Origin of the sequence: Thauera butanivorans (genome assembly GCF_048398245.1) — a bacterium.
Lineage (GTDB): Bacteria > Pseudomonadota > Gammaproteobacteria > Burkholderiales > Rhodocyclaceae > Thauera > Thauera butanivorans.
Map to the genome: position 1 here is coordinate 2,169,709 of NZ_CP183038.1, position 22,514 is coordinate 2,192,222.

The window sequence follows — 22,514 nt, forward strand, 5'->3', positions numbered from 1 at the left end:
GCGGGCAATGCACCCCACATAGGGTTCAGTTCAACGAATCCCGAGGATGGCTTCCATGCGCTTCGACAAGCTCACGACCAAGTTCCAGCAGGCCCTCGCCGATGCGCAGAGCATCGCCGTGGGCAACGACCAGCAATTCATCGAGCCGCTGCACGTGCTGCAGGCGCTGCTCGAACAGGACGACGGCGGCAGCGTGTCGCTGCTGCAGCGCGCCGGCGTCAACGTTCCGCCGCTGAAGAACGCGCTCGGCAAGGCCATCGGCCGGCTGCCCAAGGTCGAAGGCCATGGCGGCGAAGTCAGCATCGGCCGCGACCTCAACAACCTGCTCAACGTCACCGACCGCGAAGCGCAGAAGCGCGGCGACCAGTTCATCGCCAGCGAGATGTTCCTGCTCGCGCTCGCGGACGACAAGGGCGAAGCCGGCCGCCTGCTGAAGGAGCACGGCCTGTCGCGCAAGGCGCTGGAAGCCGCGATCGAGGCGGTGCGCGGCGGCGCGAGCGTCGGCAGTCAGGACGCCGAAGGCCAGCGCGAATCGCTGAACAAGTACTGCCTGGACCTTACCGAGCGCGCCCGCAGCGGCAAGCTCGACCCGGTGATCGGCCGCGACGACGAGATCCGCCGCGCGATCCAGATCCTGCAGCGCCGCACCAAGAACAACCCGGTGCTGATCGGCGAGCCCGGCGTCGGCAAGACCGCCATCGTCGAAGGCCTGGCGCAGCGCATCGTCAATGACGAAGTGCCGGAGACGCTGAAAGGCAAGCGCGTGCTGTCGCTCGACATGGCGGCATTGCTGGCCGGCGCCAAGTACCGCGGCGAGTTCGAGGAGCGGCTGAAGGCGGTGCTGAAGGAGATCGCCCAGGAAGAAGGGCAGATCATCCTGTTCATCGACGAAATCCACACCATGGTCGGCGCCGGCAAGGCCGAAGGCGCGATGGACGCCGGCAACATGCTGAAGCCTGCGCTGGCGCGCGGCGAACTGCACTGCATCGGCGCCACCACGCTGGACGAATACCGCAAGTACATCGAGAAGGACGCCGCGCTGGAGCGCCGCTTCCAGAAGGTACTGGTGGAAGAGCCGACGGTGGAAGCCACCATCGCCATCCTGCGCGGCCTGCAGGAGAAGTACGAGATCCACCACGGCGTCGACATCACCGACCCGGCCATCGTCGCCGCCGCCGAGCTCTCCCATCGCTACATCACCGACCGCTTCCTGCCGGACAAGGCGATCGACCTCATCGACGAGGCCGCGGCACGGATCAAGATGGAGATCGACTCCAAGCCCGAGGTCATGGACAAGCTCGACCGCCGCATGATCCAGCTCAAGATCGAGCGCGAGGCGGTGAAGAAGGAAAAGGACGAAGCTTCGCAGAAGCGCCTGCAACTGATCGAGGAAGAACTCGAGAAGCTGCAGCGCGAGTACAACGACCTCGAGGAAATCTGGAAGGCGGAGAAGGCCAAGGTTGCCGGCTCGGCCCACATCAAGGAAGAGATCGACGCGCTGCGTGCGCAGATGGCGGAATTCCAGCGCAAGGGCCAGCTCGACAAGGTCGCCGAGCTGCAGTACGGCAAGCTGCCCCAGCTCGAAGCGCAGTTGAAGGTGGCGGAGCAGGCCGGTGACGGTGGCGCGCCGAACAAGCTGCTGCGCACCCAGGTCGGCACCGAGGAAATCGCCGAGGTGGTGTCGCGCGCCACCGGCATTCCGGTCAGCAAGATGATGCAGGGCGAGCGCGAGAAGCTGCTGCACATGGAAGACAAGCTGCACGAGCGCGTGGTCGGCCAGGACGAGGCGGTGCGCCTGGTGGCGGATGCCATCCGCCGCTCGCGCGCCGGCCTGGCGGACGAGAACCGGCCTTATGGCTCCTTCCTGTTCCTCGGCCCGACCGGCGTGGGCAAGACCGAGCTGTGCAAGACGCTGGCGAGCTTCCTGTTCGATTCGGAAGAGCACCTGATCCGCATCGACATGAGCGAGTTCATGGAGAAGCACTCGGTCGCCCGCCTGATCGGCGCGCCGCCGGGCTACGTCGGCTACGAGGAGGGCGGCTACCTGACCGAGCAGGTGCGGCGCAAGCCCTACAGCGTGATCCTGTTCGACGAGGTCGAGAAGGCCCACCCGGACGTCTTCAACGTGCTGCTGCAGGTGCTCGACGACGGCCGCATGACCGACGGCCAGGGCCGCACGGTGGACTTCAAGAACACCGTGATCGTGATGACCTCGAACCTCGGCAGCCAGATGATCCAGGCCATGGCCGGCGACGACTACGGCGTGATCAAGCTCGCGGTGATGGCCGAGGTGAAGACCTACTTCCGCCCCGAGTTCATCAACCGGATCGATGAAGTCGTGGTGTTCCACGCCCTCGACGAGAAGCACATCGCCGGCATCGCGAAAATTCAGCTGCAGTACCTGCAGCGGCGCCTGGCGCGGCTGGACATGGCGCTGGAGGTCACGGATGCCGCACTGGCCGAACTGGCGGAAGCAGGCTTCGATCCGGTGTTCGGCGCACGGCCGCTGAAGCGGGCGATCCAGGAGCGCATCGAGAATCCGCTGGCAAAGGCGATTCTCGAAGGGCGCTTCGCCGCCAAGGATCGCGTCAAGGTCGATGCCAGGGACGGCAAGCTGCAGTTCGAGCAAGCCTGATCGTAGCAGCAGAATGCGATAAACTGCCGTCTTGGCAGATGAACCCGGCAGGGGCCTCACAGCCCCTGCCGGGTTTTCTTCATGCCTCATGCAAGAAATTCCCCACGGCTTTCCACGGAAAACGAGATGTTCGAGGCTGTACGCAACAACAAGCGCATTGCGCAAATCATTCTGGCCATCCTCATCGTGCCGTTCGCATTCTTCGGCATGGATGCTTATTTCAGCGATGCGCCGGGCGGGAATGAAGTCGCGGTCGTGGCGGGCACGCCGATCGGTGCGCTCGAGTTCGAACAGGCGCTGCGCGACCAGCAGGACCGTCTGCGCGCCGCCGCCGGCGGCGAAGTCGACCGCGCCCTGCTCGAATCGGATGCGCTGCGCCGCTCGGTGCTGGACAACGTCATCAACCGTCGCGTGCTGGCCCTCTACGCCGCCGACAACCGCTTCAGCGTCACCCCGCAGGAATTGCAGGAAACGATCGCCGCCGTGCCTTCATTCCAGGAAGACGGCCGCTTTTCCCTCGAGCGCTATGAGATGCTGCTGCGCGCCCAGGGCATGACGCCGGCGATGTTCGAATCCCGCCTGGCGCAGGATGTCCGCATCCAGCATGTCTCGCTGGCCGTGGGCGACGCCGGCTTCGCGCCGTTGCCGTCGGCCCGCCGTTTCCTCGAGGCGCAGCTCGAAGAGCGCACCGTCAGCGAGTTGCGCCTGTCGGGCGCCGAGCTGGCTGCCGACCTCCAGGTCGGCGACGACGAGATCAACGCCTGGTATGCCGCCAACGCCGCACGCTTCCAGCGCCCGGCGCGCCTGCAGGCGGAATACGTGGTGTTCGACCGTGAAGCCGTGGAGAAGCAGGTCAGCGTCAGCGAAGACGAGATCAGGGCTTTCTACGACGGAAATCCCGGCCGCTTCGGTGTGGCCGAGGAGCGCCAGGCACGCCACATCCTGCTCGAACTCGCGGCCGATGCCGATGCCGCCGAAGTCGAGCGGGTGATGGGCGAGGCGCGGGCGATCGCCGAGCAACTGCGCAAGGATCCGTCGGCCTTCGCCGAAGTCGCGAAGGAAAAGTCGAAGGACAGCGGTTCCGCCTCGCGCGGCGGCGATCTGGGCTTCTTCGGCCGCGGAGCGATGGTCCCGTCCTTCGAGGAGGCGGCGTTCTCGCAGCAGAAGGACGAGATCGGCGAGCCGGTGCGCAGCGACTTCGGCGTCCATGTCATCCAGGTCACTGCCATCAAGCCGGCGTCCATCCGTCCGTTCGACGAAGTCCGCGGCGAAATCGAAGCCGAACTGCGCAGCCAGGTCGCGAGCAGGCTGTTTGCCGAACAGGCAGAGCAGTTCGCCAACATGGTCTACGAACAGCCGGACAGCCTGGCGCCGGTCGCCGAGGCACTGAAGCTCGAAATCCGCACTACCGACTGGGTGTCGCGCAACGGCGGCAAGGTCGGCGGCTACAGCAACGAGCGCCTGCTCGATGCGCTGTTCGCCGACGACGCAGTGTCGAATGCACGCAACACCGAGGCAATCGAAGTGGCGCCGAACACGCTGGTCGCCGCACGGGTGAAGGCCTTCGAAGCCGCAGTGCAACCGCCGCTCGACGAGGTGCGCGACCAGGTCGTGGCCGAACTGCGCCGCGAGGCGGGTGCAAAACGCGCCCAGGAACAGGGCAGTGCGATGCTGGCCGCGCTCGACAAGGGCGAGGCGGTCGAGGGCAACTTCGGTGCCGTGCGCAAGCTGCAGCGTGCGGCGCCGGGCCTGCCCGGCGAAGCGATGCAGGCGGTGTTTTCGGCGCCGACGGCCAAGCTGCCGGCCCATGTCGGCCTGGCCCTGCCGGATGGTGACTATGTGATTTACCGCATCGAAGCAGTCGACCGTCCGCAGATCACCGATGGCGACGAGCGGGTCAAGGCGGTGGCCGAGCAATACGGCCAGTTGCTGGCGGAGCGCGATTTCGCCGCTTTCATCGCCGAACTGCGCAAGCGTTACGAAGTCCAGGTCAAACTGGCGCCGCAACAGGCCCGGTAGTGGCCTTCGGAGGAAGCCCGCCATGGGCTTCCTCCCCCGGTAGCCGCCCGGTTTGGACGGCGCCTGGCAAACCGGATTCGACCAGCCGAAAAGGCCTGGCTCCTGCGTTGCATGGAGGCCAGGCCTTTTTGCTTATGGCTATTTCGGCGGCGGGCTGAATGCCAGCGTGGTACTCCTTGAAACGCAACGGCCCCGGCGGATCTTTCGCCGGGGCCGCAGGAAGGGGCCGGGAGGCCGGCCTTCAGCGTGCGGCGAGGCGCTGGGCCATGCGCTCAGCACGCGCCCCCGGTGCCGGATGGCTGGAGAACACGCTACGGTCGTTGCCGAACATCGTTTCGAGCTTGCGCAGCGCCGTCACGGCCCCGTCGGCCTTCAAACCGTTCTTGCGCAGGAAATCCACCGCGTAATCGTCGGCTTCGTTTTCCTGTTTCTGGGAGAACTGGGCATTCACGAAGGCTTCACCGATCGCACCGAGCTCCGATGCAGAAATGGCCGCGACCGCGTTGTTGTTACTGGCAGCGGCGGCTTCGCGCACCGCCGAGGCCGCGTAGGCGGTTCTCAGTTGGCTCTTCGAGTGGCCGAGCATGACGTGGCCGATTTCATGCGCGATGACATAGCGCACTTCGTCGTCGTTGAACTTCTCCAGCAGCCCGGCATGGACGCGGATGGCGCCATTGGGGACAGCGAAGGCGTTGACCTCGGACGTGAGATAGACCTTGTAATTGAGCTTCATGCCATCGACGGTCTGCCACTTGGACGCCAGCTTCGCCAGCCGCTTGGCGTGCTTGTTGCCCGCTGGCGCGACCGGGGTCTTCTTGTCGTAGTGGGCGGAGGTCCGATTGCCGAGGGCACGAACTTCATCGTCCGACAGGGTGGCTGCGGTGGCAAGGTTCTGGCCGGCACTGACCATTTTGCTCAGGTCCATGCCGGTGGTCTTGCAACCCGACAGCACGAGCAGCGAGGCGGTCGCTGCGGCCGCGAGAGGGAGAAGTTTCATGGTGTATTCGTGGCTGGTTGGAAAATTTCCGCATGATGCCATAAAAATATACAGAATGAAACATTTGTTGACGCCATGTTATGTCAACGGATTTCTCGAGGGCGCTTCTCCATCCCTTGGCAGGTGCTTGCCAGCAATTGCTCAAGGCCCTTGTGAGGGGGCCGGGGTCGAGTTTTCATGGGCGCCAATGCCCGGGCGGATGGAACCCGGCCCGCTCGTGAGCGGGCTCGACTTTGATCGCGAAAGGAAGCTGCCCGGTCAGATGAATGGCTTGATTGAAGCAGGCCATGCGCACATGGCCTGCTCAGGATGCGAAAGGCAGTTCAACGAATTGCTGGATGCCTGCCTGGCCGAAGGGCCGCAAATGGTGACGGCGCGGCGCCGAAGCGGCAGTCCTGGTGCTCGTGCAAGGGTGGCGGCGTTTGCAGTCCGCTGCCCGTCCGTCGCTGAGGCAGTTGCCGCTGACCGACAGGGCGTGCACGGAAAGATCAGGCCATGGGCTCCGGATTGCCCAGGGCAGTGATGTTGAAGCCGCCGTCCACGTACATGATCTCGCCAGTGATACCGCTGGCGAGGTCCGAGCAGAGGAAGGCGGCGGCGTTGCCGACTTCGTCGATGCTGATGCTGCGGCGCAGCGGGGCGTTGTGCTCGTTGAAGGCGAGCAGCTTGCCGAAGCTGCCGATGCCCGACGCCGCCAGCGTCTTGATCGGGCCGGCGGACACGGCATTGACCCGGGTGCCTTCCGGGCCGAGGGTGACGGCGAGGTAGCGCACTGAGGCTTCGAGGCTGGCCTTGGCCAGACCCATGATGTTGTAGTTGGGCATGGTGCGCTCGGCGCCGAGATAGGACAGCGTCAGCAGCGCGCCGTTGCGGCCCTTCATCAGCGGCCGGGCGGCCTTGGCCAGCGCCGGGAAGCTGTAGGCGCTGACTTCTTGGGAAAGCCGGAAGGCCTCGCGCGACAGGCCGTCGAGGAAATCGCCTTCGAGACTGTCGCTGGGCGCGTAGGCGATGGAATGGACCAGGCCATCGAGACCGTCCCAGTGCTGGCCGAGTTGTTCGAACAGGCCGGTGATCTGGGCGTCGTCCTGGACGTCGAGCGGGAACAGCAGGCTGCTGCCGAACTCGGCTGCCATCTTGGTCACGCGTTCCTGGAAGCGCTCATTCTGGTAGGTAAACGCGAGTTCTGCTCCTTCGCGGTGCATCGCCTTGGCGATGCCGTAGGCAATCGAACGGTTGCTGAGCAGACCGGTGATCAGGATTCGTTTGCCGGCAAGGAAAGCCATTGATCCTACTCCGAATGACAGGCGTTCGATTATAGCGAAAACCCTGATGGCGACAGAGATCTGTCGCGATGATGCCATTGGCGCAGGTGATGGCCGCAGTGAAAGCCATGCGCGCCGCCGCTATTGGCTGCAGGCGCTGCGATGGCCGGCAAAACCTGCCAGAATCGCGGCTGTCCTGATTCCTCCGTCTGCCTGTGCCCCGTCTTCCGGCTCCTTCCGTGTCGTCGCTCCTGTGCCGTCCGCCCGGCTTGTTCCGCCGTGCCTTCGCACGGAGTGCGGCGGCAGCTTGCGCGCTGGTGCTGCTGGGCTGTTCGGCGGGGCTGAACGATCCGTATCCGAGCGCCGAGCGCGGCGAGAACATCTTCTACACCGCCTTCACCGAGCGCCCCAAGCATCTCGATCCGGTGCAGTCCTACAGTGAGGACGAGGCCGCCTTCCTGTACCAGATCGTCGAGCCGCCGCTGCAGTACCACTATCTGAAGCGCCCGTATGTGCTGGAGCCTGCCACTGCCGCGGAGATGCCCGGTGTGCGGCGCTACGACCGCAACGGCCGGGAACTGCCGGCCACGGCGGATGCGGCGAACGTGGCGAAGACGGTGGTCGAGATCCGCATCGAGGAGGGCATCCTCTACCAGCCGCATCCGGCTTTTGCTTTGAACGAAGACGGTTCGCCGCGTTATCTGGGCCTGACGGCGGACGATCTACGCGGCATTCGCGGCTTGGGCGACTTCGAGGAAACCGGTACGCGCGAACTGCTGGCGGCAGACTATGTGCACCAGATCAAGCGGCTGGCCCATCCGAGCCTGCATTCGCCGATCTTCGAACTGATGGCCGAGTACATTCCCGGCCTGAAGACCCTGCACGAGCAGTTGGTGGCCGCGCAGAAGGCCGCGGCGGAGCAGGGCGGTGGTGCGCTGGATCTGGAGCGTTTCGAGCTGCCGGGCGTCGAGGTGGTGGATCGCCATACTTACCGCATCACGCTGCAGGGCGTTTATCCACAGTTCATGTACTGGCTGACGATGCCTTTCTTCAGTCCGGTACCGCCGGAGGTCGACCGTTTCTTCGCCCAGCCCGGCATGGCCGAGCGCAACCTGACGCTGGACTGGTGGCCGGTCGGCACCGGCCCCTACATGCTGGTCGAGAACAACCCGAACGCGCGCATGGTGCTGGCGCGCAACCCGAATTTCCGCGGCGAGTCCTATCCTTGCGAGGGCGAGCCGGACGATGCGGCGGCCGGGCTGCTGGCCGACTGCGGCAAGACCATGCCTTTCATCGACCGCGTGGTGTTCTCGCGCGAACGCGAAGGCATTCCGTACTGGAACAAGTTCCTGCAGGGCTATTACGATGCCTCGGGCGTGTCGTCCGACAACTTCGACCAGGCGGTGACGATGACCAGCCAGGGCGACGTGGCCTTGTCGGACGAGATGGAGGACAGAGGCATCCGGCTGTTGACGTCGGTGGCGCCGTCGATCTTCTATCTCGGCTTCAACATGCTCGATCCCTTGGTCGGTGGCGGCAGCCGGGAAAAGGGGGTGGCCGGCTCGGGCGCCCCCAGCGGATCGCGGGAAAGCCGCGAACAGGCGCGCAAGCTGCGGCAGGCGATCTCGATCGCGCTCGACATGGAGGAGTTCGTCTCGATCTTCCTCAACGGCCGCGGTCTGCCGGGCATGAGTCCGATTCCGCCCGGCATCTTCGGCGCACGCGAGGGCCGCGAAGGCATCAATCCGGTCGTCTATGAATGGCAGGGCGACGATGTGAACGGCAGGCCGGTGCGCCGCGGCCTGGACGAAGCTCGCCGCCTGCTGGCCGAAGCGGGCTGGCCCAATGGCCGCAATGCACGCACCGGCGAGCCGTTGGTCGTCAACCTCGATACCACGCCGGGATCGTTCGGCGACAAGACGCGCTCGGATTGGCTGGCCAAGCAATTCCGCTCACTGGGCGTGCAGTTCGTCGTGCGCCCGACCGACTGGAACCGCTTCCAGGACAAGATCCGGCAAGGTAATGCCCAGCTTTTCTTCCTCGGCTGGAATGCCGACTACCCCGACCCGGAAAACCTGTTGTTCCTGCTGCATGGTCCGCAGGGCAAGGTCAGGTTCAGCGGCCAGAACGCGGCGAACTACGAGAACCCGGAATACGACGCCTTGTTCGAGCGCATGAAGGGAATGCCCGACGGCCCTGCGCGGCAACAGGTGATCGACCGCATGGTGGCGATGCTGCGGCACGACGCGCCCTGGGTGTTCGCCTTCCATCCCAAAACCTATTCGCTGCAGCACGGCTGGGTGTACAACCGCAAGACCGGCGCGATGGTGCGCAACAACATCAAGTACCTGCGTCTCGACGTCGAGCGCCGCGCCGCCGCCCGGGCGGAATGGAACGAGCCGGTGCTGTGGCCGCTGGTGCTGGTGGCGCTGCTGCTGCTTGCGATGGTCTCGCCGGCGGTGCTGCACTGGCGCCGGCGCGAAGTCGCCACCGCGGTACCGGACGAGGCAGGGGAGAAGCGCTGATGCTGGCCTATCTCGTCCGCCGCGTGCTGTATGCGATCCCGATCCTGATCGGTGTCAACCTGCTGACCTTCGTGCTGTTCTTCGTCGTCAACTCGCCGGACGACATGGCGCGCATGCACATCGGCGTCAAGCGCGCCACGCCGGAGGCGATCGAGCGCTGGAAGGCCGACCGCGGCTACGACAAGCCGATGTTCGTCAATGCCGATGCGGAAGGCAGCGCACGCTTCACCGACACGATCTTCTTCGACAAGTCGCTGCGCATGTTCGCACTCGAGTTCGGCCGCGCCGACGACGGCCGCGACATCGGCCAGGAGATCCGCGACCGCATGGGGCCGTCGCTGGCGATCGCGCTGCCGACCTTCGTGCTGAGCCTGTTCGCGTCGATCAGCCTGGCGCTGCTGCTGGTGTTTTTCCGTGCCACCTACCTGGATTTCTGGGGCGTGGTGATCTGCGTGGCGATGATGTCGATCTCCAGCCTGTTCTACATCATCGGCGGCCAGTGGCTGGTGTCCAAGCTGTGGGCGCTGGTGCCGATCTCGGGCTACGCGCCGGGGCTGGACGCGACGCGCTTCCTGATGCTGCCGGTGCTGATCAGCGTGCTGGCCGGCATCGGCTCCTCGGTGCGCTGGTACCGGACGATCTTCCTCGAAGAGATTTCGAAGGACTACGTGCGCACCGCGCGTGCCAAGGGCCTGTCCGAACTGGCGGTGCTGTTCCGCCACGTGCTGCGCAACGCGCTGATCCCGATCCTGACCGGCGTGGTGGTGGTGATTCCGCTGCTGTTCATGGGCAGCCTGCTGGTGGAGTCCTTCTTTGCCATTCCGGGCCTCGGCAGCTACACCATCGACGCGATCAACGCGCAGGACTTCGCCGTGGTGCGGGCGATGGTGTTCATCGGTTCGGTGCTCTACATCATCGGCCTGATCCTGACCGACATCTCCTATACGCTGGTCGATCCGCGGGTGAGGCTGGAATGAGCACGCCGATGAGCTTCCAGCCCGTATTGTTATGGACCGACCTTCTGCTGTTCGTGCTGCTGGCGGTGGCGCTGCTCGCGATCGTCCACGTGCGTGGCAATGAGCCGCTGCGTGCGGCCTGGCGCAAGGTCGGCAAGCGCCCGACCGGCATGGCGGCGGCGACGGTGCTGCTGGCCTTCGTCGTGGTCGGCGTGCTCGACAGCCTGCACTACCGGCCGCTGCTGCCGGCGGCACAGGCCGAGACATCGGCTGCCGAGGCCGAGAACGGCACTGGGGCCGCAGTCGATGCCGAAGCGGCGACGGAAGCCGAATCTGCCACAGCAGGCGGGCAGCTTGGGCCGGTGTATTCCACCGAAGTGCTGTCGGTGTTGGATGCGCTGCTGGAACCGCTGCGCGCCCAGACCGAGAAAACCTATTCGGCGCCGTTCGCCTGGCAGCTCTACCAGCGCGAGGCGATGGAGCTGCCGGACGGCCGCCAGGTGCGCGGCTATCCGCGCCTGGTGCATGGCGCAGCCCATCTGCAGGAGCCGGAGGACGAACTCGCCGCCGACGTCGCGGCGCGTGTCGCCAGCGGTGCCGGACTGGCGGTGGCAGTCTGGCTGCTGTGCTTCGTCGTGCTCGCCACCATCGTGTGGCAGGGCAGCGGCCTGGGCTGGGGGCAGGTGGCGCTGGCGATGCTGGCCGGCCACACCGTGCTGGCCTGGCGGGCGGCGCTGGTGACGCTGGCGGTCATCCTGCTGATCGTCGGTCTGTGCCTCGAACTGGCGCCGCTGTACCATGTGCTGGGCACCGACAAGGTCGGCCAGGACGTGCTCTACCTGTCCTTGAAGAGCGTGCGCACCGCGTTGGTGATCGGCACGATCACGACGCTGGTGATGATGCCTTTCGCGGTGGCGCTGGGCATTGCCGCAGGCTATCTCGGCGGTTGGGTGGATGACGCGGTGCAGTATGTCTATACCGTGCTGAACGCGATTCCCGGCGTACTGCTGATCGCGGCGGCGGTGCTGATGATGCAGGTGGTCATCGACACCCATCCGCAGTGGTTCGACACCGCGGCCGAGCGTTCGGATGCGCGCCTGCTGGCGCTGTGCTTCATCCTCGGCATCACGAGCTGGACCGGGCTGGCGCGCCTGCTGCGCGGCGAGACGCTGAAATTGCGCGAGCTGGAGTACGTGCAGGCGGCACGGGCTTTCGGCGTCGGCACGCCGGCGATCCTGCGCCGTCACATCCTGCCGAACGTGATGCACATCGTGCTGATTTCGCTGGTGATGGATTTTTCCGGGCTGGTGCTGGCGGAGGCGGTGCTGTCCTATGTGGGCATCGGCGTCGATCCGACGACGATCAGTTTCGGCACCATGATCAATCTGGCGCGTGCCGAGCTGGCGCGCGAGCCGATGGTGTGGTGGTCGCTGGCGGCGGCGTTCGTGTTCATGTTCGTGCTGGTGCTGGCGGCGAACCTGTTTGCGGACGTGGTGCGGGATGCGTTCGATCCGCGGCGGGGCTGACGCCTTTAACGGCCTGCGGGAACGAGTGACGCTGACAGTCGTGTGGGGTGTTCGAGGAAGCTGCGAGGACTGTAACTCGCCCTGCGGGCTCGGACAGTCCTCGGCTGCTTCAGGAACACCCCGCACTCCGGTCAGCGTTGGTGCTGGCTTGATGATCTGAAAACCCTGGGATGGCTTCATGCGAGAATTTCGTTTCGACAATCGCTTCGTGCGCGAACTGCCGGGCGATCCCGTGAGCGGGCGGCACGTGCGGCAGGTGCATGGCGCGTGCCATTCACGGGTGGAGCCGACGCCGGTGCGGGCGCCGCGGCTGCTGGCGTGGGCGCCGGAGGTGGCGGAACTGCTCGGGCTGGACGCGACGGACGTGCTCGATCCCCGTTTTGCCGAAGTGTTCGGCGGCAATGCCTTGCTGCCGGGCATGGAGCCTTATGCGGCCTGCTACGGCGGGCATCAGTTCGGCAACTGGGCGGGGCAGTTGGGCGATGGAAGGGCGATCACGCTGGGCGAGGCGATCAACCCGCAGGGGCAGCGCTGGGAGCTGCAACTGAAAGGAGCCGGGCCGACGCCGTATTCGCGCATGGCGGACGGGCGGGCGGTGCTGCGTTCGTCGATCCGCGAATTCATCTGCAGCGAAGCGATGCACCACCTGGGTGTGCCGACGACGCGCGCGCTTTGCCTTGTGGCGACCGGCGAGCAGGTGGTGCGCGACATGTTCTATGACGGCCATCCGCGCCCCGAACCGGGTGCGGTGGTGTGCCGGGTGGCACCGTCCTTCATTCGCTTCGGCAATTTCGAGATATTTGCGTCGCGTGGCGAGGAGGCTTTGCTGCAGCAGTTGATCGATTTCACCATCGACCGCGACTTTCCCGAACTGGTCGAGGCCGAAGCCGATCCGGTGGTGCGCCGGCTGCGCTGGTTCGAGGAAGTGTGCCGCCGGACGGCAGTGCTGATGGCGCACTGGATGCGGGTGGGCTTCGTCCACGGGGTGATGAACACCGACAACATGTCCATCCTGGGTATGACGATAGACTACGGTCCCTACGGCTGGATCGATGATTTCGACCCCGACTGGACGCCCAACACCACCGACGCCGGCGGGCGGCGCTATCGCTTCGGGCACCAGCCGCGCATCGCGCAGTGGAACCTGTGGCAACTGGCGAATGCGGTGTATCCGGTGATCCAGCAGGTCGAGCCGCTGGAGCGGGCGCTGGCGATGTATGCCGACGTCCACGAGGCGGAGAACCGCCGCATGACGCAGCAGAAGCTCGGTCTCGAAACCTGGCGCGAAGGGGAGGGCGGGGAGGAAGGCGAGGACGGGGCACTGGTGGCCGAACTCCATCGCATCCTGCAGGCCGGCGAGATGGACATGACGCTTTTCTTCCGCCGTCTGGCCGAACTGGATGTGGCGCAGCCCGATCCGGTGCACGTTGATGAACTGTTCGGCGAGGTGTTCTACAAAGAAGCCCGCCGGAACGAGGTCGCCGCGGCATTCCAGGCCTGGCTCGCGCGCTACGCAGCGCGGCTGCGTGAGGAAGGCGTGCCGGCAGCGTTGCGCAAGGCGCGCATGGATGCGGTGAATCCGCTCTACGTGCCGCGCAACTACCTGGCGCAGCAGGCCATCGACCGGGCCGAACAGGGTGATGCGAGCGGTGTCGTGGAGTTGCTCGAGGTGCTGCGCGGGCCGTATGCCGAGCAGCCGGGGCGGGAAGCCTTTGCAGCGAGGCGGCCGGACTGGGCGCGCCACAAGGCGGGCTGCTCGATGCTGTCCTGCAGCTCCTGAGGCTCGGAGCAGGATGGGTCGGCCCGACCCATCCTACATCTGGGTGCGCATCAGGCGCTGCTTCTCGCGGTCCCAGTCCTTCTTCTTCTCGTCCTCGCGCTTGTCGTGCAGCTTCTTGCCCTTGGCGAGACCGATTTCGAGCTTGATGCGGCCCTTGACGTAATGCAGGTCGAGCGGCACCAGGGTGAAGCCGGCGCGCTCGACCTTGCCGATCAGGCGGGCGATTTCCTTCTTGTGCAGCAGCAGCTTGCGGGTACGCACCGGGTCGTGGCGGACGTGGCTCGACGCGGTGCTGAGCGGTGCGATGTGCATGCCGAACAGGAAGATCTCCTCGTTGCGGATGATGACGTAGGATTCCTTGATGTTCGCCCGCCCGGCCCGGATCGCCTTCACTTCCCAGCCTTCGAGGACGATGCCGGCCTCGTGCCTTTCTTCGATGAAGAAATCGTGGAAGGCCTTGCGGTTTTCGATGATGCTCATTGCTCGATGATCCTTCGGCGGCGTCGCGCCGATGCGGTGCGCGGCCAACGGGCTGGTCCGCATACGGTAGAATCGCGCATTTTAACAGCACGGCGCTGTCCGTTTCGCACCGTGCACCGCTCCAGGTTGTTCATGGCCGACGTCAAGAAGCTCGTTCTGATCGAATTCACTCCCGCGCAGATGTTCGAACTCGTCGACCGGTGCGAAGACTACCCGCAGTTCCTGCCCTGGTGCGGCGGTGCCGACGTGCATCAGCGCACCGACACCGTCACCGCGGCGACGCTGCACATCAACTACCACGGCATCAAGGCGCACTTCAGCACCGAGAACACCAAGCGCTGGCCGAATGAAATGGACCTGCGCCTGACCGACGGCCCCTTCACCCACCTAGACGGGCATTGGCGCTTCACGCCGCTCGGCGACACCGCGTGCAAGGTCGAATTCAGCCTGCACTACCAGTTCTCCAGCAAGCTGCTGGAAAAGGTGCTGGGGCCGGTCTTCAATCACATCGCCAATACCTTCGTCGATTCCTTCGTGAAGCGCGCGGCGCAGGTTTACCCGCGGGCCTGAACATGGCGACGATCCGCGTCGAAGTGGCCTACGCGCTGCCGCAGCAGCAGGAATTGATCGAGCTGAGGCTGGAAGAGGGCGCCACCGCACGTGATGCGGTGGAGGCGTCGGGGCTGCTGGGCAAGCATCCCGACATCGATCTGGACGGACGCAACAAGCTCGGCATCTTTGGCAAGCTTGCCAAGGCCGATACGGTGCTGCGCGACCGTGACCGGGTCGAGATCTACCGGCCCCTGATCGCCGACCCCAAGGCGGTGCGCAAGAAGCGCGCGGAAGAGGGCAAGGTGATGAAGAAAGGCGGCGGCCCGGCGGAAGAGAAGCCCGAAGCTTCAGGCGCTTGAGTCGTCGAGCGCCGACACGCCGGGCGTCGACATGCCGCGCGCTGGGCGCCGAAACTCCGGCGCTTCCTTCAGTTGCAGTGCTGCTCGATCTGTTGGCGCAGGCGCGCCGATTCCGCCGCGCGCGCAGTGTCGTCGAGGAATTCGCGCTCACCCGCCGCGTTCATTCGTGCGATCCGCTGCCCGGAGTCGAGTGCCGTGAGCTGGTTGCGTGCGTCGGTACAGAAGCGCTGTTTTTCAGCTTCTTCGGCGGCGTCCCGTGCCGCCTTGGCGGCGGCCTCGGCTTCTTCCGCACGGCGTTGACGGAAGGCGGTGTCCGGGTCGACCGGTTGTTCAGCTTCCGGCTGCGCAGTCTCCTCGTTCGCAGCGTCATCGGAGGCTTCGCCTTCGGTCTGCGGGGCCGAGGCGGGGGGCGGGGTGCCGCGCAAAGTCTTGACCGGACCGCTGGGCGGCGGGATGTCGGAATAGTGGGTCCGCCCGTCCTTGTCCTTCCAGCTGTAGATTTCCGCGGCTGCGGGCAGCGCGGTCAGCAGTGCGAGAAGGAGAATTGCAGGACGAATCATTCGAGGACTCCGGAAGGCACGGCTTACATGCTGCGGGGGGGCTCTGTATAATACGGATTTGGTCGAAAGGATAAAAGCCATGCGAGTGATTCAGAAGGCGCTGACGTTCGACGACGTCCTTCTCGTTCCCGCCCACTCCACGGTCCTCCCGCGCGATGTGAGTCTGCAGAGCCAGATCACCCGGCGCATCCGTCTCAATATCCCGCTCGTGTCCGCCGCCATGGACACCGTCACCGAAAGTCGCCTGGCCATCGCGCTGGCGCAGGAAGGCGGCATCGGCGTCGTGCACAAGAATCTCACGCCGGCCGAGCAGGCGGCGGAAGTGCACAAGGTCAAGCGCCACGAGTCCGGCATTCTGAAGGATCCGATCACCATTCCGCCGACGATGACCGTCGGCGAGGTGGTCGCGCTGCAGCGGCAGAACCGTTTCTCCGGCGTGCCGGTCGTCGAAGGCGGCAAGGTCGTCGGTATCGTCACCAACCGCGATACGCGCTTCGAGACCAATCTCGATCAACTCGTGTCGGAAATCATGACCCCGCAGGACCGTCTGGTCACCGTGCGTGAAGGTGCCAGCCTGGAGGAAGCGCGCGAGCTGCTGCGCGTGCATCGCCTCGAACGCGTACTGGTGCTGAACGACGTCGGCGAGCTGTGCGGCCTCATCACGGTCAAGGACATGATGAAGGCCACCGAGCACCCGTTCGCAGCCAAGGATGAACACGGCCGCCTGCGGGTGGCGGCAGCGATCGGCGTCGGCGCAGGGACCGAGGAGCGTGCCGAACGCCTGGCCGAAGCCGGCGTGGACATGATCGTCGTCGATACCGCCCACGGCCATTCGCAAGGCGTGCTCGACCGCGTCAATTGGGTGAAGAAGACCTTCCCGCACATCGAAGTCGTCGGCGGCAACATCGCCACTGCCGATGCAGCGCGCGCGCTGGTCGATGCCGGCGCGGACGGCGTCAAGGTCGGCATCGGCCCCGGCTCGATCTGCACCACCCGCATCGTCGCCGGCGTCGGCGTACCGCAGATCACCGCAGTCGATAACGTCGCCAACGCGCTGGCCGGTACCGGCGTGCCGATGATCGCCGACGGCGGCATCCGCTTCTCGGGCGACATCGCCAAGGCGATCGCCGCCGGCGCCAACGTCGTGATGCTGGGCGGCCTGTTCGCTGGCACCGAAGAAGCACCGGGCGAGACGGTGTTGTTCCAGGGCCGTTCGTACAAGTCCTATCGCGGCATGGGTTCGCTCGGTGCGATGGAGAAGGGGGCGGCCGACCGCTACTTCCAGGACGAGAACTCCGGCAACATCGACAAGCTCGTGCCCGAAGGCATCGAAGGCCGCGTGCCCTACAAGGGCTCGGTCGGCGCCGTCATCCACCAGTTGATCGGTGGCCTGCGCGCCTCGATGGGTTATCTCGGCTGCGCCGATATCCCGGCCATGCACGAGCGTGCCCAGTTCGTGCAGATCAGCTCGGCCGGCATGCGTGAATCCCACGTCCATGACGTGCAGATCACCAAGGAAGCGCCGAATTACCAGATCAGCTGATCGATTCGTTTCCAATCTCCCAGGCGGCTGACAGGCCGCCTTTCCTTTTTCCGCCGTTCGACATTCCCGCGCCATGGCCCACCAGAAAATCCTCATCCTCGACTTCGGCTCCCAGGTCTCCCAGCTCATCGCCCGCCGCGTGCGGGAGCAGCAGGTGTACTGTGAGCTTCACCCCTTCGACGTGTCGGACGAGTTCGTGCGCAACTTCGGCGCCCAGGGTGTGATCCTGTCCGGCGGTCCCAATTCGGTGTATGAGGCCGAGGACTGGCGCGCGCCGCAGGCGGTGTTCGAGCTCGGCGTGCCGGTGCTCGGCATCTGCTACGGCATGCAGACCATGGCCAGCCAGCTCGGCGGCAAGGTCGAGAGCTCGAGCCATCGCGAGTTCGGCTACGCCGAAATGCGCGCGCGCGGCCATTCGAAGCTGTTCGAGGGCATCGAGGACCGGACCAACGCCGAAGGCCATGGCCTGCTCGACGTCTGGATGAGCCACGGCGACAAGGTCACCGAGCTGCCGCCGGGCTTCAAGGTGATCGGCAGCAACGAATCCACCCCGATCGCTGCGATGGCGGACGAGGCGCGCGGCTTCTACGGCGTGCAGTTCCACCCCGAAGTCACGCACACGATCAAGGGCAAGGAAATGATCGCCCGCTTCGTGCACGACATCTGCGGCTGCGGCCACGACTGGAACATGCCCGACTACATCGCCGAAGCGGTGCAGAAGATCCGCGAACAGGTCGGCGACGAGGAAGTCATCCTCGGCCTGTCGGGCGGCGTCGACTCCTCGGTGGCCGCGGCGCTGATCCACCGCGCCATTGGCGACCAGCTCACCTGCGTGTTCGTTGACCACGGCCTGCTGCGCCTCAACGAAGGCAAGCTGGTCATGGAAATGTTCGCCGGCCGCCTGCACGCCAAGGTCGTGCACGTCGATGCCACCGAACAGTTCATGGGCCACCTGAAGGGGGTCACCGACCCCGAGCAGAAGCGCAAGATCATCGGCCGCGAGTTCGTCGAGGTCTTCCAGGCCGAAGCGAAGAAACTGCCCAACGCCAAGTGGCTGGCGCAAGGCACCATCTACCCCGACGTGATCGAGTCCGGCGGCGCCAAGAACAAGAAGGCGCACACCATCAAGAGCCACCACAACGTCGGCGGCCTGCCCGAAACCCTCGGCCTGAAGCTGCTCGAACCGCTGCGCGACCTGTTCAAGGACGAAGTCCGCGAACTCGGCGTCGCCCTCGGCCTGCCGCACGACATGGTCTACCGCCATCCTTTCCCCGGCCCCGGCCTGGGCGTGCGCATCCTCGGCGAAGTCAAGCAGGAATACGCCGACCTGCTGCGCCGCGCCGACGCCATCTTCATCGACGAACTGCGCGCCGCCGACTGGTACGACAAGACCAGCCAGGCCTTCGCCGTCTTCCTGCCGGTCAAGAGCGTCGGCGTCATGGGCGACGGCCGCACCTACGAATACGTCGTCGCGCTGCGCGCGGTGCAGACGCAGGATTTCATGACCGCGCATTGGGCGGAACTGCCCCACAGTCTGCTGGGCAAGGTGAGCAACCGCATCATCAACGAGGTGCGTGGCATCAACCGGGTGGTGTACGACATCTCCGGTAAGCCGCCGGCGACGATCGAGTGGGAATGATTCCGCGTCTGGCACAGCCAGGCACCTGATGGCATGAAATGCCGCTAAGCCCGCGTAATTGCGGGCTTTTTTTTGTTTGTGTTTGGCACGATCTGGCAACGGGAGGAAGCGCCAAGCACCGTTTGAGCATGGCATTAAAGCTGGTATTATGGTTTGGCGATGCCATGATTGATGCCGATACCATGCTGCGTTCTTTTGTGTGTTCATGGTATTAATATTCTATAAGTTACTGTTTCGTAAGAAAAAATACGATAAATTCGAGATTTTTTCAGCATGGTATCGGAGACGAAGAAGGACAAGGTACATGCTGACCGATACCAAGCTGCGCAATCTCAAGCCCAGGGACAAACTCTACAAAGTGAATGACCGGGAAGGTCTCTATGTGGCAGTGACTCCAGCCGGCTCCATCTCGTTCCGTTACAACTACTCAATCAACGGTCGGCAGGAGACCATCACCTTTGGGCGTTATGGTGTCGGTGGCATCACCCTGGCCGAAGCCCGCGAGCTGTTGGGTGACGCCAAGAAGATGGTTGCGGCGGGCAAGTCGCCGGCCAAGGAGAAAGCCCGAGACAAGGCGCGGGTGAAAGATGCAGAGACGTTCGGTGCCTGGGCGGAGAAGTGGCTGCGTGGCTACCAGATGGCCGACTCCACCCGCGATATGCGCCGCTCGGTTTATGAGCGTGAGCTGAAGCCGAAATTCAGCAATCAGAAGCTGGTGGAGATCACCCACGAAGACTTGCGGGCGCTGGCTGATGCCATTGTTGAGCGAGGCGCACCGGCCACCGCCGTTCATGTGCGTGAAATCGTGTTGCAGGTATTTCGCTGGGCCATCGAGCGTGGGCAGAAGGTCGAAAACCCGGCAGAACTGGTGCGCCCAACAAGCATCGCTCGATTCGAGCCACGTGACCGAGCGTTGACGCCAGAAGAAATTGGGCTGATGTACCAGTACATGGAGCGAGTGGGCACAAGCCCAACAAACCGTGCGGCGGCCAAGCTGTTATTGCTGACGATGGTGCGCAAGAGCGAGCTGACCAATGCGACCTGGAGCGAGATCAATTTCAGCGAAGCGTTGTGGACGATTCCAAAGGAGCGGATGAAACGCCGTAACCCGCACCTGGTATTTCTGTCCCAGCAGGCTCTGGATATTTTCATTGCCATGAAAACCTTTGCCGGTGGTTCCGACTTCGTTTTGCCATCACGGTACGACTCGGATGCGCCGATGAGCGCTGCCACACTTAACCAGGTGCTGACGCTGACTTACAAGGCGGCGCAGAAAGATGGGAAGTCACTTACCAAGTTCGGACCGCATGATTTGCGGCGCACAGCCAGCACGCTGTTGCATGAGGCCGGCTACAACACCGACTGGATCGAGAAGTGCCTGGCGCACGAGCAGAAGGGCGTGAGGGCTGTCTACAACAAGGCTGAGTACCGCGAGCAGCGGGCGGCGATGTTGCAGGATTGGGCCGATATGATTGATGAGTGGACTTCGGGAGGCAGTAAGGGTTGATGTTTTTGCTATCTTTGATAGCATTGAAGTTGATGCCGTGAATTTATAAATAAGGCCGCCATTGGCATCGGGCAGGTCAATTACCGATTAGCTGCTTCGCGCAGCTACTCGATGAATAGCAACTATTCATTTGAGAGGTATTGACCCATGCAAAATATAAAGACCCTCATCAACAGGAAGAAGCTCCTGGAGATGATCCCGCTTTCGACACGAACAATTTATAACCTGGAGCAGCGAGGGGATTTTCCACGCCGTATCGCGTTAACCAGTAGAAATGTCGCCTGGGATTTGTCAGAGGTCGAAGAGTGGATTGAGGCACGTAAATCATCGGGTGATCAAGCTGCGCGACCTGGCCCTATAGAGGGCTAGTTATATGGCTCTTGATCTTATGGCGGCTTTCACGGAATTGCCGCCACCCATTGATTATGTTCTGCCTAATATGGTTGCTGGCACTGTTGGTGCTCTTGTGTCGCCTGGTGGGGCTGGTAAATCCATGTTGGCCCTTCAATTGGCTGCACAGATTGCAGGCGGGCCTGATTTACTTGAAATAGGCGAGTTTCCCACCGGGCAAGTGGTCTATCTGCCTGCTGAAGATCCACCGGCCGCTATTCACCATCGTCTGCACGCCCTTGGGGCACACCTCAGCGCAGCGGAACGGCAAGCCGTGGCTGATGGTTTGCTCATTGAACCCTTGATCGGTAAATGCCCAAACATCATGGCTGCTAGCTGGTTCGATGCTCTCAAACGAGCCGCTGAAGGTCGTCGCTTGATGATCTTGGACACTTTGCGGCGCTTCCACATTGAGGAGGAGAACGCTAGCGGGCCGATGGCGCAGGTTGTTGGGCACATGGAGGCCATAGCCGCTGATACAGGCTGCTCCATTGTGTTTCTGCACCACGCGAGTAAAAGCGCAGCCATGATGGGGTCGGGCGATCAACAGCAGGCCAGTCGTGGATCGTCCGTACTGGTTGATAACATCCGTTGGCAATCGTACCTATCCGGCATGACGCAAGGCGAGGCCGAGATACTGGGGGTCGATGATTGTCAGCGTGGGTATTTTGTCCGCTTTGGCGTCAGCAAGGCCAACTATGGCGCACCTTTTCAAGAACTCTGGTTTAGACGGCACGACGGCGGCGTGTTGAAGCCTGCTGTACTGGAGCGGCAGTGCAAGGTGAAAAGGAGACAGCGTGAAGAAGCCTAAGCATGACCTGACCCACGTCCGACATGATCCCGCGCACTGTTTGGCACCTGGCCTGTTCCGCAGCCTCAAGCGTGGCGATCGCAAACGCTGCAAGCTGGACGTGACCTACACCTTTGGCGAGGACGAATCCATGCGTTTCGTCGGATTCGAACCTCTCGGGGCCGATGATATGCGTCTTTTGCAAGGCATCGTGGCCCTTGGCGGCCCGAACGGCATCTTGCTAACCCCGGAACCGACCAGTGAGACGGGGCGACAGCTACGGCTATTCCTTGAACCCCGTTTCGAAGCCATTGAGCAAGACGGCTTGGTGGTTCGTGAGAGCCTGACCAAACTGCTCTCAGAAACGGGCATGACGGATAGCGGCGACAACATCAAGGCGCTCAAAGCCAGCCTGCTGCGCATGTCGAACGTCACCATCCTTGTGACGAAGGGACGGCGGCAAGCCGCGTTCCACCTGATGAGTCATGCTTTTGACGAGACGGACGGCAGGCTATGGGTTGCCCTGAATCCGCGTATTGCCGAAGCGATCCTGGGGCATCGTCCATATGCCCGTATCGACATGGCGGAAGTGCGGGTGCTACAGACTGATCCGGCACGGCTGATGCACCAACGGCTATGCGGCTGGATCGACCCCGGCAAATCCGGGCGCGTGGAACTGGACACGCTTTGCGGCTATGTCTGGCCAGATGAAGCCAATGCCGAAGCTATGAAAAAACGCCGTCAGACTGCCCGGAAGGCACTGGCCGAACTTGCCGCCGTGGGTTGGGTAGTGAACGAATACGCCAAGGGAAAATGGGAGATCAAGAGGCCTGGCCCCACGGCAACTGCACCCGTTTACCGTCGTAACGTTCCCTTGTTACCGTCGTAACGCTCCCCTTCTGCCGTCGTAACGTTCCCCGTCCCAATTTGGAAAACCCAGACGGTGCGCTGCTTTGCGGGCAGTTTGGGAAATCCATCCAAGATTATCTAAAGA

The 22,514-nt window shown here is 63.8% G+C and carries 18 protein-coding genes; 14 read left to right on the top strand and 4 right to left on the bottom strand.

Annotated features, from left to right (window positions below; all coding sequences use genetic code 11):
- Positions 1-55: 55 nt before the first annotated feature.
- Complete coding sequence (clpB, locus tag ACNQFN_RS10435) at positions 56-2,635, top strand: ATP-dependent chaperone ClpB (RefSeq protein WP_418648747.1); 2,580 nt, start codon at positions 56-58, stop codon at positions 2,633-2,635.
- A gap of 126 nt (positions 2,636-2,761) precedes the next feature.
- The gene (locus ACNQFN_RS10440) at positions 2,762-4,654 is read left to right on the top strand and encodes a SurA N-terminal domain-containing protein (protein WP_418648748.1); all 1,893 of its coding nucleotides are present in this window, start codon (positions 2,762-2,764) and stop codon (positions 4,652-4,654) included.
- Positions 4,655-4,895: 241 nt separating this feature from the next.
- Here the strand turns inward: ACNQFN_RS10440 and ACNQFN_RS10445 are convergent, their stop codons facing one another.
- A complete protein-coding gene (locus tag ACNQFN_RS10445) occupies positions 4,896-5,651 on the bottom strand; it encodes a M48 family metalloprotease (protein WP_068635473.1) in 756 nt (251 codons plus the stop codon).
- Between the two features lie 488 nt (positions 5,652-6,139).
- Positions 6,140-6,934 (bottom strand): enoyl-ACP reductase FabI, encoded by a 795-nt coding sequence (locus tag ACNQFN_RS10450; RefSeq protein WP_068635472.1) that lies wholly within the window; start codon positions 6,932-6,934, stop codon positions 6,140-6,142.
- Positions 6,935-7,164: 230 nt separating this feature from the next.
- Between ACNQFN_RS10450 and ACNQFN_RS10455 the strand changes: the two genes are divergently transcribed.
- From ACNQFN_RS10455 to ACNQFN_RS10470, 4 genes are all read left to right on the top strand, one after another.
- Positions 7,165-9,438, top strand: coding sequence for an ABC transporter substrate-binding protein (locus ACNQFN_RS10455; RefSeq protein ID WP_418648914.1), 2,274 nt, complete (start codon positions 7,165-7,167; stop codon positions 9,436-9,438).
- On the top strand, positions 9,438-10,415 hold the full coding sequence (locus ACNQFN_RS10460) for an ABC transporter permease (protein ID WP_068635471.1): 978 nt from the start codon (positions 9,438-9,440) through the stop codon (positions 10,413-10,415). The genes ACNQFN_RS10455 and ACNQFN_RS10460 overlap by 1 nt, the downstream gene beginning before the upstream one ends.
- Positions 10,416-10,423: 8 nt before the next feature.
- On the top strand, positions 10,424-11,920 hold the full coding sequence (locus ACNQFN_RS10465) for an ABC transporter permease (protein WP_418648749.1): 1,497 nt from the start codon (positions 10,424-10,426) through the stop codon (positions 11,918-11,920).
- Positions 11,921-12,098: 178 nt separating this feature from the next.
- Complete coding sequence (locus ACNQFN_RS10470; RefSeq protein ID WP_418648750.1) at positions 12,099-13,700, top strand: protein adenylyltransferase SelO; 1,602 nt, start codon at positions 12,099-12,101, stop codon at positions 13,698-13,700.
- A gap of 33 nt (positions 13,701-13,733) precedes the next feature.
- Here ACNQFN_RS10470 and smpB read toward each other — a convergent pair whose 3' ends face one another.
- Positions 13,734-14,243, bottom strand: coding sequence for an SsrA-binding protein SmpB (smpB, locus tag ACNQFN_RS10475; protein WP_281178404.1), 510 nt, complete (start codon positions 14,241-14,243; stop codon positions 13,734-13,736).
- 69 nt (positions 14,244-14,312) lie between these two features.
- On the opposite strand from smpB, the gene ACNQFN_RS10480 reads away from it, so the two are divergent.
- Together ACNQFN_RS10480 and ACNQFN_RS10485 are read left to right on the top strand one after the other, a co-directional pair.
- On the top strand, positions 14,313-14,750 hold the full coding sequence (locus ACNQFN_RS10480; protein WP_068635468.1) for a type II toxin-antitoxin system RatA family toxin: 438 nt from the start codon (positions 14,313-14,315) through the stop codon (positions 14,748-14,750).
- A 2-nt stretch (positions 14,751-14,752) separates the two neighbouring features.
- The gene (locus tag ACNQFN_RS10485; RefSeq protein WP_068635467.1) at positions 14,753-15,091 is read left to right on the top strand and encodes an RnfH family protein; all 339 of its coding nucleotides are present in this window, start codon (positions 14,753-14,755) and stop codon (positions 15,089-15,091) included.
- A gap of 68 nt (positions 15,092-15,159) precedes the next feature.
- Here ACNQFN_RS10485 and ACNQFN_RS10490 read toward each other — a convergent pair whose 3' ends face one another.
- Positions 15,160-15,651 (bottom strand): DUF4124 domain-containing protein, encoded by a 492-nt coding sequence (locus ACNQFN_RS10490; protein WP_068635466.1) that lies wholly within the window; start codon positions 15,649-15,651, stop codon positions 15,160-15,162.
- Positions 15,652-15,730: 79 nt separating this feature from the next.
- Between ACNQFN_RS10490 and guaB the strand changes: the two genes are divergently transcribed.
- The 6 genes from guaB (at position 15,731) to repC (ending at position 22,409) form a co-directional block, all read left to right on the top strand.
- Positions 15,731-17,194, top strand: coding sequence for an IMP dehydrogenase (guaB, locus tag ACNQFN_RS10495; protein WP_068635465.1), 1,464 nt, complete (start codon positions 15,731-15,733; stop codon positions 17,192-17,194).
- A gap of 73 nt (positions 17,195-17,267) precedes the next feature.
- Positions 17,268-18,833, top strand: a complete 1,566-nt coding sequence (gene guaA, locus ACNQFN_RS10500; RefSeq protein WP_068635464.1) for a glutamine-hydrolyzing GMP synthase — start codon at positions 17,268-17,270, stop codon at positions 18,831-18,833.
- 304 nt (positions 18,834-19,137) lie between these two features.
- Entirely contained in the window at positions 19,138-20,340 is a 1,203-nt protein-coding gene (locus ACNQFN_RS10505; RefSeq protein WP_000954590.1) for a tyrosine-type recombinase/integrase, read from the top strand.
- 147 nt (positions 20,341-20,487) lie between these two features.
- Positions 20,488-20,709 carry a helix-turn-helix transcriptional regulator gene (locus ACNQFN_RS10510; RefSeq protein WP_001179606.1) on the top strand — a complete coding sequence of 74 codons (222 nt, stop codon included), beginning with the start codon at positions 20,488-20,490 and terminating at the stop codon, positions 20,707-20,709.
- 4 nt (positions 20,710-20,713) lie between these two features.
- On the top strand, positions 20,714-21,541 hold the full coding sequence (locus ACNQFN_RS10515) for a helicase RepA family protein (RefSeq protein ID WP_001162384.1): 828 nt from the start codon (positions 20,714-20,716) through the stop codon (positions 21,539-21,541).
- Positions 21,528-22,409, top strand: a complete 882-nt coding sequence (gene repC / locus ACNQFN_RS10520; protein ID WP_000743064.1) for a replication protein C, IncQ-type — start codon at positions 21,528-21,530, stop codon at positions 22,407-22,409. The genes ACNQFN_RS10515 and repC overlap by 14 nt, the downstream gene beginning before the upstream one ends.
- Positions 22,410-22,514: the final 105 nt, after the last annotated feature.